Origin of the sequence: Enterococcus larvae (assembly GCF_017830045.1) — a bacterium.
Lineage (GTDB): Bacteria > Bacillota > Bacilli > Lactobacillales > Enterococcaceae > Enterococcus_L > Enterococcus_L larvae.
The window spans coordinates 256,061-267,942 of sequence record NZ_JAEDXU010000002.1; the positions used below are offsets into that span (position 1 = coordinate 256,061).

General features: G+C 40.1%; 12 protein-coding genes. 10 read left to right on the forward strand and 2 right to left on the reverse strand.

Going from position 1 to position 11,882, the window contains the following annotated elements; all coding sequences use genetic code 11:
- Positions 1-29: 29 nt before the first annotated feature.
- The 7 genes from I6N96_RS05280 to I6N96_RS05310 all read left to right on the forward strand — a co-directional run bounded on the left by I6N96_RS05280 (position 30) and on the right by I6N96_RS05310 (position 6,234).
- Positions 30-878, forward strand: a complete 849-nt coding sequence (locus I6N96_RS05280; RefSeq protein ID WP_209556468.1) for a DegV family protein — start codon at positions 30-32, stop codon at positions 876-878.
- 225 nt (positions 879-1,103) lie between these two features.
- On the forward strand, positions 1,104-1,313 hold the full coding sequence (locus I6N96_RS05285; protein WP_209556469.1) for a hypothetical protein: 210 nt from the start codon (positions 1,104-1,106) through the stop codon (positions 1,311-1,313).
- Positions 1,314-1,352: 39 nt separating this feature from the next.
- Positions 1,353-1,823 (forward strand): hypothetical protein, encoded by a 471-nt coding sequence (locus I6N96_RS05290; protein ID WP_209556470.1) that lies wholly within the window; start codon positions 1,353-1,355, stop codon positions 1,821-1,823.
- Positions 1,824-2,025: 202 nt separating this feature from the next.
- Positions 2,026-3,912: an ABC-F family ATP-binding cassette domain-containing protein gene (locus I6N96_RS05295; RefSeq protein WP_209556471.1), complete on the forward strand. Its 1,887-nt coding sequence runs from the start codon at positions 2,026-2,028 to the stop codon at positions 3,910-3,912.
- A gap of 14 nt (positions 3,913-3,926) precedes the next feature.
- Positions 3,927-4,874: a thymidylate synthase gene (locus tag I6N96_RS05300; protein ID WP_209556472.1), complete on the forward strand. Its 948-nt coding sequence runs from the start codon at positions 3,927-3,929 to the stop codon at positions 4,872-4,874.
- 22 nt (positions 4,875-4,896) lie between these two features.
- On the forward strand, positions 4,897-5,391 hold the full coding sequence (locus tag I6N96_RS05305; protein ID WP_209556473.1) for a dihydrofolate reductase: 495 nt from the start codon (positions 4,897-4,899) through the stop codon (positions 5,389-5,391).
- A gap of 30 nt (positions 5,392-5,421) precedes the next feature.
- Positions 5,422-6,234, forward strand: coding sequence for an alpha/beta fold hydrolase (locus tag I6N96_RS05310; protein ID WP_209556474.1), 813 nt, complete (start codon positions 5,422-5,424; stop codon positions 6,232-6,234).
- A 182-nt stretch (positions 6,235-6,416) separates the two neighbouring features.
- On the opposite strand, the gene lexA is transcribed toward I6N96_RS05310, so the two are convergent.
- The gene (gene lexA, locus I6N96_RS05315) at positions 6,417-7,037 is read right to left on the reverse strand and encodes a transcriptional repressor LexA (protein WP_209556475.1); all 621 of its coding nucleotides are present in this window, start codon (positions 7,035-7,037) and stop codon (positions 6,417-6,419) included.
- Between the two features lie 252 nt (positions 7,038-7,289).
- Here lexA and I6N96_RS05320 point away from each other — a divergent pair, with 252 nt between their 5' ends.
- From I6N96_RS05320 to I6N96_RS05330, 3 genes are all read left to right on the forward strand, one after another.
- Positions 7,290-7,532: a DUF896 family protein gene (locus I6N96_RS05320; RefSeq protein WP_209556476.1), complete on the forward strand. Its 243-nt coding sequence runs from the start codon at positions 7,290-7,292 to the stop codon at positions 7,530-7,532.
- 98 nt (positions 7,533-7,630) lie between these two features.
- Entirely contained in the window at positions 7,631-9,625 is a 1,995-nt protein-coding gene (gene tkt / locus I6N96_RS05325) for a transketolase (protein ID WP_209556477.1), read from the forward strand.
- Between the two features lie 295 nt (positions 9,626-9,920).
- On the forward strand, positions 9,921-10,775 hold the full coding sequence (locus tag I6N96_RS05330) for a glucosaminidase domain-containing protein (RefSeq protein WP_209556478.1): 855 nt from the start codon (positions 9,921-9,923) through the stop codon (positions 10,773-10,775).
- A 47-nt stretch (positions 10,776-10,822) separates the two neighbouring features.
- On the opposite strand, the gene I6N96_RS05335 is transcribed toward I6N96_RS05330, so the two are convergent.
- Complete coding sequence (locus tag I6N96_RS05335; protein ID WP_209556479.1) at positions 10,823-11,821, reverse strand: 4-hydroxy-3-methylbut-2-enyl diphosphate reductase; 999 nt, start codon at positions 11,819-11,821, stop codon at positions 10,823-10,825.
- Positions 11,822-11,882: the final 61 nt, after the last annotated feature.

An 11,882-nucleotide genomic window follows, 5' to 3' on the forward strand; every position in this document is an offset into this window, starting at 1 on the left:
TTTAGAAAAATGAAACGAGGGTTTTTTATATGAAACTTGCTGTTGTTACAGATAGTACAGCTTATTTGCCGGATCGAATCAAAACACATGAAGATTTATTCATCATTCCAATCCCTGTAATTCTGGATGGAAAGATTTATAATGAGGGCGTTGATATTGAGGCAGACGAATATTATGGTTTATTGAATAGCAGTTCAGAATTTCCTACAACTTCTCAACCGGCTTTGGGAGAAGTGATTGAGTTATATGAATCAATAGCAGCAAAGGGCTATGACACGATTTTGAGCATTCATCTTTCAGCTGGTATTTCAGGATTTGTCAGCACATTATTTTCTTTGAAGGGAAATATCAAGGGTGTTGACCTATATCCTTATGACTCAAAGATTACCAGTATGCCAATGGGTCATATGGTAGAAGTTGCCTTGGAAGGTACCGAGACTGAGGGATCGATCGAAACGATTCTTGAGAAGCTGGACATTATCAGAGACAATACTTATGCATACTTGGTTGTTGAGGATTTAAATAATCTTGTAAGAGGCGGACGATTGACAAATGGTGCCGCGCTGATTGCAGGGCTATTGAAGATAAAACCGATTTTAACCTTTGAAGACGGCAAAATCGTGTTGTTTGAAAAAATTCGTTCAACGAAAAAGGCATTCACACGTTCAGAGCAGGTGATTGGCCAACGAAATATTGAGATTGACCACCCTGTAAAGCTGTATGTGATCCATGCTAATAATCTAGCAGTAGCTGAGGAAGAAAAACAAAAGCTTCAGGCACAGTATCCTGAAGCAGAGATCGAAATCGGTCATTTTGGTCCTGTTATCGGCACTCATTTAGGTGAAAAAGCCATTGGGATAGCTATTTCAGCACAATAATAGGCTTATGAGAAATTATTTTTAGTTATTTGACTGACTGTGGCACGCAGGCATACAACTGCAAGCCAGAGTCTTTCTTTTTTGCTGATAAAGAGTTCTGTAAGCTGTGGTCATCTATTGGTTTTTTCTGTAAAGCAGAAATTATTCAACAGACGGATAGATGTGTGTTAAAATATTACAGTACATTAATTTTTCAGTAAATAGTTCATTGAAGGAGACTGATCGATGAAACTCACAGAAGATAGACTGCAGAAGGAAAAGATGAAGCAAGTCCAACTGCTGGCAGCCTACTATCAAGTGGTCAACCGTTTGCCTAAGGGCGAAAAACGGGATCAGATGATTCGAGATATCTTGATTTCTAAAGATAAAATAAAAAAAATAAATCAGCATTTAACTATGCTGGATCAGCAAAAAGCTGCTGCGAAGGATCAATAAAGAATCAAGTCATAGACTTAAAAGGAGGCTTTTCTTATTTTGGATTTCTTTACAATTATTTTGACGCTATTTGTTATTATACTGTATGCCTATCTGATTCTTGTCAGAAGGAGTGTACAGATTTTTGCAAAACGTTCACCGGCACCGGCAATTATCGGCGTGGGGCTGGGAGTTATATTCCTCCTGTTTGGGTTATTGACTCCACAAACCTTAAATGACAAATTACAAGATATTATGACTGCTTGTCTGTTGTTCAGCTTCTTGTTGGACTGCAAGGGGATGGCTGATAACCGAATCATTACCAATTCATTTGATAATAGAGGTATCAGATATTCAGAGTTAGAGAAAATCGTCCTGCAGGTTAAGGATGAGGATATCAAAGTGAATTATTTTAGAAACGGTCGCAGAGGACCAATCCTTCAGTATAAAATTCCATTGGAGAAATTTTTAGCTTTTTTATCTGATAAGGTAGCGAAGGATTTGGAAATAGACATTGTGATTGAGGAATAAACGAAATAGAGGAAGCTCTTTAGCCATGGTCGATAGAGGATCATTGGCTGAGAGCTTTTTTGTTGAATATGGCGTATCATCAGAAGACTAGGCTGCATAGAGAAAGAGAAGCCAGTTAATTTTACACCTGCAGCGAGAAATGCAACTTCTTTTTTCAGCATTTTTTTGTTACAATGAATCAGGACGAAAAGGATGTGAACCTGTGAAGGAATTAAGAGTTGAAAACTTGACCAAAACATTTGGAGAAAAAACGTTGTTTGATGATCTTTCGTTTTTGATTCACGAGAAGGATCGGATTGGGTTGATCGGGATCAATGGAACAGGTAAAACAAGCTTATTGAATATATTAGCCGGAAAGGATTTTGGTGATGGCGACCTCAATCCGGTAAAACAGGCGAAGGACTATCGTATCGGGTATTTGTCTCAGGCAAATACGTTTGATCCGGGGTCAACAGTGGTAGAAGCTGTTTTCCAAGGAGATACACCTATCATTCGTGCGGTAAAGGAATATGAGCTGGCTCTAATTGCCTTGAACCAGAACGGTATGGATGAATCTGCTCAAAAGCAATATACGCGTGCGGAAGAAAATATGAATAAAGAAGACGCTTGGTCTGCAGATACCAATGCTAAAATCATCCTGCAAAAGCTGGGGATCGATACTCTGGATAAGAAGATCGGTGCATTATCTGGTGGTCAACAGAAAAGAGTCAGTCTGGCTCAGACCTTGATAGAGGCACCTGATTTGCTGCTGTTGGATGAACCGACGAACCATCTGGATTATGAAGCAATCAGCTGGTTGGAGAAATATCTAAAGGGGTATTCGGGAGCGTTGATTATGGTTACCCATGATCGCTATTTTCTGGATCGTATCACGAATCGGATCTTTGAGCTGTCCTTTGGAAAGCTGCATGAATATATCGGCAATTATGAAGCGTATATTTCTGAAAAAGCAGAGCGTGAACGGGTAGAGGTTGAGCAGGAAACGAAGAGAAAACAGCTTTTCAAGCAAGAACTGGAATGGATGCGAGCTGGGGTTCAGGCAAGAGGAACTAAGCAGCAGGCACGTCAGGATCGCTTTCATGAGCTGAAAGAAAATCTGCATCAGGTCAAAACAAAGGAATCGATTGAGTTGAACCTGGCTACTCAACGCTTGGGGAAAAAAGTGTTGGAAGTAGAACATGGTTTTTATAGTATAGAAGGAAAGCAATTACTGAATGATTTTTCTTTACTTATCCAAGCAGGTGACCGAATCGGGATTACTGGAAAGAATGGTGCTGGAAAATCAACCTTACTAAATATACTTTCAGGGAGATTATCTTTAGAAAGCGGGAGCTATGCAATCGGCGAGACTGTTCGACTGGCATACTATACCCAGCAAAATGAAGAGATGGACCCAGAAAAACGAATGATCGCTTACTTACAGGAAGCCGCTGAGGAAACAAGGACAGCCGACGGGCAAACAATTGGTGTTGCTGAGCTGTTGGAACGATTTTTGTTTCCACGCTTTATGCATGGGACAAAAATTGGGAAGCTTTCCGGAGGAGAAAAACGCAGACTTTATTTACTAAAGCTGTTGATTGGGCAGCCGAATGTCCTGTTATTGGATGAACCAACCAATGACTTAGATATTGATACACTAACTGTACTAGAAGACTATATCCGCCAATTCAACGGAACAGTCATTGCTGTTTCCCATGACCGTTACTTCCTTGATAAGACTGCTGAAAAGCTGCTTGTTTTTAAAGGAAATACTGAAATAGCTACTTACTATGGTGCAATGAGCGATTATCTAGAAAACGAGTCAGAGGAAAAGGCAGAGGTAAAAAAAGAGAAACCAGTTGTCGCAAAACCTTCTGAGAAGAAGGAAAAAACGAAACTGACTTACATGGAACAAAAAGAGTGGACAGTGATTGAAGATGAAATAGCTGCCCTTGAACAGGAGCAGGAAACAGTTACAGAAGAAATGAATCATCAAGGAAATGACTTTACCCGATTACAGGAATTACAGAAGCGTTTAGAGGAAATAGAACAAGAGTTGGAAAATAAAATTGAGCGTTGGGATTATCTAAGTCAATTTGTTGACGAATAGCGGGAGGAAATAGTATGGAAAATGCGTATCTTGATCTAGGGAGAAAAATTTTAAATGAAGGTCACTTCAAAGGCGATCGAACAGGAACAGGGACAAAAAGTATCTTTGGCTATCAAATGCGCTTTGATTTATCTGAGGGCTTTCCTCTGTTAACAACCAAAAGAGTTCCTTTGGGATTGATCAAAAGTGAATTACTCTGGTTCATCAAGGGAGATACCAACATTCGCTACTTATTAGAGCATAACAACCATATCTGGGATGAGTGGGCATTTGAACGCTATATCCAAAGCGATGATTACACTGGTCCTGATATGACTGATTTTGGTCGTCGTGTGTTGACGGACGAAGACTTCAAAGCGGATTATGAAGAGCAGCATACCATTTTTTGTGAAAAAATCCTAAAGGATCGTGAGTTTGCCGACAAGCATGGTGAACTGGGGAATATTTACGGTGCGCAATGGCGGCACTGGGAGACGAAAGATGGTTCCTTCATCGATCAACTGCAAAATGTTATTGACATGATCAAAACTTCTCCGGATTCTCGTCGGCTGATCGTATCTGCGTGGAATCCTGAAGATGTTCCAACAATGGCGCTGCCTCCTTGCCATACAATGTTTCAGTTTTATGTTAATGATGGAAAGTTGAGCTGTCAGCTCTATCAAAGAAGTGCCGATGTCTTTCTTGGTGTGCCCTTTAACATTGCCAGTTACGCTTTGCTGACACATTTAATTGCACATGAAACAGGCTTGGAAGTTGGCGAATTTGTTCATACTTTAGGAGATGCTCATTTGTACACTAACCATATCGAACAAATGGAAGAACAGTTATCCAGAGATGTGCGAAAGGCTCCAAAACTAATTTTGAATCAGGAAAAGGAATCTGTTTTTGATTTTGAAATGGATGATATCAAAATAGAAGGTTATGATCCTCATCCGTCAATTAAGGCGCCAATCGCAGTTTAAGGTTTGAAAGGGGTTAATGTGTATGTTAGCAGCTATATGGGCTCAAGATGAGCAGGGATTGATCGGTAAGGGGAATGTTCTTCCGTGGCATTTGCCTAACGATTTGAAATTTTTCAAAAAAATGACAGAAAACAACACGATCGTTATGGGAAGAAAGACGTTCGAGGGGATGGGCGGTAAGGCTCTTCCGAATAGAAAAACGATTGTATTAACAAGAGATCACACGTATCAAGCAGAGGGTGTCGAGGTTATGCATAGTATAGAGGCTGTTCTTCGCTATGCTGAGGAATTTACCGGCATCACATTCATCGCCGGAGGGGCAAACATTTATCAGGATTTCCTGCCCTATTGTGATGTATTGTATCGAACAGTGATTCACGAAGTTTTTGATGGTGATACGGTGTTTCCTGAAATCAATTGGGATGAGTGGACATTGATCAACACCAGCGAAGGTGAAGTAGATGAGAAAAACAGTTATCCTCATGATTATGAAACCTATCAGCGTAAATCAGCATAGATAGTTCATTCATTGTTAGGAGGAAGCTAAATGAAAATCGAAATAAATGGTTGCTCCATTCACTACAAAATTAGAGGAATGGGTCAACCCATATTATGCATTCACGGTTTTCCTGAGGATCATGAAGTAATGCTTAACTGTGTTGAACCAATGTTTGAAAAAGTTGATGGGTATCAACGAGTATATATCGATCTTCCTGGAATGGGTAAGTCAACAACTTCAGAAGCCATTCAAACAGCTGATGACATGTTGGCTGTTGTTCAGCAATTTGCTGCACAAATTTTTAAAACAGAAAAATACCTGCTTGTTGGTCAATCCTATGGCGGATATCTATCTTTAGGAATGACTGTTGTTGATCCGAATCGTGTACGAGGACTGTTTCTGTTATGTCCCTGTGTGAAGGCTGATCGGCGAACCAGAACACTTCCCAAAAGAGAGCTTAGACAAAAGACCAATTTTTTCATCAATGATGAAGAAAAGGAAAGCTTTTCTGATTTTCTGGAAATGGCTGTTCTTGCAAATGAAGATACCTGGAGCAGATACAAGAAAGATATCCTGCCGGGGTTATTGAGAGCGGATTCTGATTTTGTGGATACATATCAAACAAATGGCTACGAACTTTCTTTTGAATCAGATTTTGAAAAGTTTACTTATGATAAGCCAACAACCTTCTTAACAGGGAAACAGGATGATTGTGTCGGTTATCAGGATGCATTTCAATTGCTTCATTCGTTTTCACACGCATCATTTCTAATTATTGATGACGCTGGGCACAACCTGCAAATTGAACAGCCTGAGCTATTTCAAGATATTTTTAGAAAGTGGTTGGCAAAAGTTGAGTAAAACAAGAGAACTGCTTTTGCATCTAAGGTGTTTACCATGCTCCGATCCTCGAAGCATGGTGGAGCTTTGACATACAGTTTATTCGGCTTTAAGGGATTGAGGCAGACTTCTGTCACAGTCCTTTTTTATATGCAAAAGGGTTAGGTTCTTTTGAAGGAACCTAACCCTTTTATTGTTAGTAGTTAAATATGATTTCTATAAAGTCCTACTACTTTTCCTAAAATACTTACATTGTTCAAAATAATTGGTTCTAATGCGTCATTCTCAGGCTGTAAGCGAATGTAACTACTTTCTTTAAAGAAACGTTTACAAGTAGCTTCATCTTCATCAGTCATTGCAATAACAATATCCCCATTAGCAGCTGATTGCTGTTTTCTGACAATAACTTGATCACCGTCTAAAATCCCGGCGTTGATCATGCTTTCCCCACGGATCGTCAACATGAATAGAGCATTTTCCTCTGAACGCAAATCAGGAGGAAGCGGGAAGAAATCAGAGGCTTCTTCTACCGCAAGGATAGGTTCGCCGGCTGTTACCACACCAAGCATTGGGATCGTTGTCGGCTGAACACCGATTTTTTCAAGCCCTTCTGCTGTCAGCTCGATTGCTCTTGGTTTTGTTGGATCTCTTAAAATCAGCCCTTTTTTTTCTAAACGAGCTAAATGACCATGCACGGTAGAGGTCGATGAAAGATCAACAGCTTTTCCAATCTCTCGAACAGTTGGTGGATATCCTTTAAGTTCGACTTGTTCATATATATATTTCAATACTTCGACTTGTCTTGTTTCAGTACGCTTTGCCAATATCCGCACCCTCTTTCAGTTTTATAGATACAGTCTATCATACTTGATAATTTAAATCAAACAAGCGTTCGTGTTTTTCTTTCATGGAATTTAGTTGTTTTTTTTCGCTTCTTCTTATACTATTAGAGTGTTGATAAAGTAGTGGACTCATGCGAATATTTTTATTATTGGCGACTGCTGCTTGCCCACGATAGTCGTAGTAGAGCGACTGATTATTTTTCTCGTTTGTAAGAGAAGAGGGAGGAAAGAACTGTGCTGTCAAAGGAAAAGCTTGCCCGTATCAATGAACTATCAAAGAAATCAAAAGAATCAGAATTGACTGCGGCTGAAAAGAAGGAGCAGAAAGTGCTTCGTGAAGAGTATATCAAGACATTCAGAAAAGGGATGCGTCATCATATAGAAGGGATGAAGGTCGTTGATCCTGAAGGAAATGATGTGACTCCTGATAAGCTGAAGCAGATTCAGAAGGAAAAAGGATTACATGATCGTAAATAATTATAGTGGATTTTACTGAAATTCATTGCTTTCGACCATGAAATGGGTTACAATATTGTCAATAAAGGTAAAAAAAACCTAAATAGGAGATGATTTTTTTGTTCGACAAAACTGATCAACTTAGTGTGAATACGGTACGTACACTGAGCATCGAAGCAATTCAAAAAGCTAACTCAGGACATCCGGGATTACCAATGGGTGCTGCGCCAATGGCCTATGCATTATGGACAAAACACTTGAAAGTAAATCCTACAACTTCTAGAAACTGGGCGGATCGTGACCGTTTTGTATTATCTGCAGGACATGGTTCTGCATTATTGTACAGTCTGCTTCATTTATCCGGCTACAATGTTACTTTAGATGATTTGAAATCATTCCGTCAATGGGACAGCAAGACACCGGGACATCCGGAAGTAGACCATACAGACGGCGTGGAAGCAACGACTGGGCCTTTGGGACAAGGGATTGCTATGGCTGTGGGTATGGCGATGTCAGAAGCTCACCTGTCTGCTGTATATAACAGAGACAGCTTCTCTGTTGTCGATCACTATACGTATTCTCTATGTGGAGACGGCGACTTGATGGAAGGTGTTTCACAAGAAGCGGCTTCAATGGCTGGTCATATGAAATTAGGTAAGTTGATCGTATTATATGATTCAAATGATATCTCCTTAGATGGACCAACATCAAAAGCCTTTACTGAAAATGTCGGCGCACGCTTTGAAGCTTATAACTGGCAGCATATCCTTGTAAAAGACGGAAATGATCTGGAAGCTATCTCAAAAGCGATCGAAGAAGCGAAAGCTGAAACAGATAAGCCGACATTGATCGAAGTGAAAACTGTGATTGGTTTTGGTGCACCGAATGAGGGAACTTCTGCTGTCCATGGCGCACCATTAGGACAAGAGGGTATTGATGCAGCAAAAGCAGTTTATGGTTGGGAATACCCTGACTTTACAGTTCCGGAAGAAGTTGCAGAACGCTTCCGTCAAGAAATGGTCGAAAAAGGCGAAAAAGCTGAAGCAGAATGGAATGAGTTATTTGCAAACTACAGCAACGCTCATCCAGAGCTTGCAAAACAGTTTAAAGATGCTTTTGCCAATAAACTACCTGAAAACTGGGACAAAGAATTACCAGTATATGAAGTTGGCAGCAGTGCAGCCAGTCGTGTAACAAGTAAAGAAACGATCCAAGCGATTTCTAAAGCTGTTCCTAGCTTCTGGGGCGGATCAGCTGACTTATCTGCTTCAAATAACACAATGGTTGCTGCTGAGAAGGACTTTGAGCCTGGTCAATATGAAGGCCGCAACATTTGGTTTGGTGTTCGTGAATTCGCTATGGCAGCCGCTATGAACGGCATCCAGCTTCATGGAGGAACAAAAGTATACGGAGGAACATTCTTCGTCTTTACTGATTATCTGCGTCCAGCAATTCGTTTGGCGGCTATTCAGAAGACACCGGTTACGTATGTGCTTACTCATGATTCAGTAGCTGTTGGGGAAGATGGCCCAACACATGAACCAATCGAGCAGCTAGCAAGCGTTCGTTGTATGCCTGGGGTACAAGTCATTCGTCCGGCTGACGGAAATGAAACAGTTGCAGCGTGGAAATTAGCAATGACTTCAACAGATAAGCCAACGATCCTTGTATTGAGTCGTCAAAATCTTCCGGTTATCGAAGGAACAAAAGCGATGGCAGAAGAGTTTGTTGGAAAAGGTGCATATGTCATCTCACCACAAAAAGGTGACAAACCTGAAGGAATCCTTATTGCTACAGGTTCAGAAGTAAACTTGGCAATTGACACGCAAAAAGCTTTGGTTGAGCAAGGAAAAGATGTATCTGTTGTTTCAATGCCAAGTATGGAGCTATTCGAAGAGCAGTCTGAGGAATACAAAGAATCTGTTCTGCCGAAAGATGTGAAAAAGCGTGTAGCAATCGAAGCAGCTTCATCATTCGGATGGGATCGCTATGTTGGATTTGAAGGAACAACAGTAACAATCAATCATTTTGGTGCATCTGCACCTGGTGACACCGTGCTGAGAGAATTCGGATTTACAGTTGAAAATGTTACAGAAAAGTTTAATAGTCTTTAATTTTTTCATCTATCAATAATAAAAGCAGGTAGGGATTTCGAATGAAATTCCTACCTGCTCTTTTTTTCAGGAGGAAAAATGATAACTGACCGCTATAAAAGTTATCGATAATTTTCTGCATGTAAAGTATATATTATATTAATAAATATAATATTGTCTTTCTTTTTCATTAATTATATTTCGAACAAATTTCAGTTAGATTAAATTTGCATATATGAGAAACTATATTGTTGTTTCTTTTTTTTAATTATCATACACTATTATCATGATAATTATTTAAGGAGGAACAAAGTGAATGGAGAAACGTGAAACACGCAGCAGCAGACATATAGAAAAAGCTATCAAACATAAGAAAAATGCGAATCGTTTTGCTTCAAGTGTAGGGGTTGCCTTATTGTCTGTTCCAATTGCAAGTGGAACAGCACTTTTTTCTGATGAGACAGAAGCGTATGCATACGAAGAAGTATCCTCTGTTTCCCCAGTGGACTTTATCGAATCTATTGGCTATTCTGCGTCTACTGTAGCCAGTGCCAACGATTTATATGCCTCTGTGATGATTGCGCAAGCATTGTTGGAAAGCAGCTACGGAAATTCTCAATTAGCCAGTGCACCGAACTATAATCTTTTTGGGGTAAAAGGCAGTTACTATGGACAGTCGGTTTACATGTCAACGACAGAATACATGAATGGTGAATGGTTGATTACTTCTGAACCGTTTCGTGTCTATTCATCTTATTATGAATCATTTATGGATCATGCTAATGTGATTTTGTCTGCCGTTTCTGGTTATGGCAGCTATTATTATTCTAGTGTCTGGAAGAGCAACACAATGAGCTATATGGACGCTACAGCAGCCTTGACAGGGACTTATGCAACAGATCCTGATTATGCACAGAAGCTGAACTGGTTGATCGAAGCCTACGGTCTGACTAGATTTGATACAGGCAGCTCAGGCTACAGCTATTATTCTGATACTGAAAATCAAGCTGTTATCTATTCAGAATCTGGACTGACAAATTATACTGTAAATGCAGGTGATACCTTATGGGGAATTGCTCAGTCATATGGAACTTCCGTTGACCAGCTAATGGCTCTCAATGGCCTTACAGCTGATTTGATTACCGTAGGACAGGTTATACAGGTAAGATAAAAATAGCAAAAGCAGAAATCATTTATGATTTCTGCTTTTTTGTATTTCTAACGCTTTCCGTTACGCAATTCCTCTAATCGTCGTTCACGATTTTTTGAGATATCCTTTTTACGGGGTCTAGGCAGAATAGCTTCCTCTGCTACGTTGCTTTCTTGAACGTGGGTAGTTGGATCGGCGTAGTCAAAATTTTGCAAATAACCGATTACTTCTCTTACAATTGGAGTAGGAGTAGAAGCGCCGGCAGTTACCGCGATTCTATTCACAGATTTCAGCCATTCAGGCTGAATATCCGAAACATCTGAGACTCTATAGGCTTTGACACCTGCCTGCTGTTCAGATACTTGGGCTAGCCGATTACTGTTGTTGCTCTTAGGATCGCCGACAACGATTGTCAGGTCACAGCCCTTTGCTTGTTCAACAACTGCTTCCTGTCGTACCTGAGTGGCTTTACAGATATCCTGGTGGATTTCCACCAACGGATATTTTTCTTTGATCTGCTCAATCAATTCTAAGACATCCCATTGACTCATAGTTGTCTGGTTCGTCAGAAACAGCTTCTTATCCTGAGGAAAATCAAGCTTCTCGATATCATCTGAGGAGGCAATCAGATGTACATGCTCAGGTGAAACGCCAAGTGCACCTTCCGGCTCCGGGTGATTTCTTTTTCCAATATAAAGTACATCGAAGTCTTCTTTTACTTTATTCTCGATAATTTCATGTGTGATCATCACATCCGGACAGGTGGCATCGACAACAGCTAATCCTTTTGCAACAGCAATCTCTCTGATTTTCGGGGAAACACCATGGGCAGTAAAGATGACTGTTCCTGAATTTGCTTGTTTCAAAATTTCTTCACGATTTTCTCCATCAAGAGTATGTATTCCAATGCTTTCAAATGCCTCGGTCACATGTTCATTGTGAACAATCATTCCCAATATGTAGATGGGCCTTGGTAATGATTCATCTAAGGAAACATTTCTTGCGATGACCATTGCATCAACAACGCCGTAGCAATAACCTCTGGGACTGATATTTACGATCTCCATATAAATAAACTCCTATTTTTGTTTTTTCTACTATACAACATTTTCATTAAGAATGTATAAA

What these genes read in the sequence shown, in the direction of transcription:
- I6N96_RS05335 (WP_209556479.1), bottom strand. Translation starts at nt 11,821, where the DNA reads ATGGAGATCGTAAATATCAGTCCCAGAGGTTATTGCTACGGCGTTGTT.
- I6N96_RS05330 (WP_209556478.1), top strand. Translation starts at nt 9,921, where the DNA reads ATGGAGAAACGTGAAACACGCAGCAGCAGACATATAGAAAAAGCTATC.
- I6N96_RS05310 (WP_209556474.1), top strand. Translation starts at nt 5,422, where the DNA reads ATGAAAATCGAAATAAATGGTTGCTCCATTCACTACAAAATTAGAGGA.
- I6N96_RS05305 (WP_209556473.1), top strand. Translation starts at nt 4,897, where the DNA reads ATGTTAGCAGCTATATGGGCTCAAGATGAGCAGGGATTGATCGGTAAG.
- I6N96_RS05285 (WP_209556469.1), top strand. Translation starts at nt 1,104, where the DNA reads ATGAAACTCACAGAAGATAGACTGCAGAAGGAAAAGATGAAGCAAGTC.
- I6N96_RS05280 (WP_209556468.1), top strand. Translation starts at nt 30, where the DNA reads ATGAAACTTGCTGTTGTTACAGATAGTACAGCTTATTTGCCGGATCGA.
- I6N96_RS05300 (WP_209556472.1), top strand. Translation starts at nt 3,927, where the DNA reads ATGGAAAATGCGTATCTTGATCTAGGGAGAAAAATTTTAAATGAAGGT.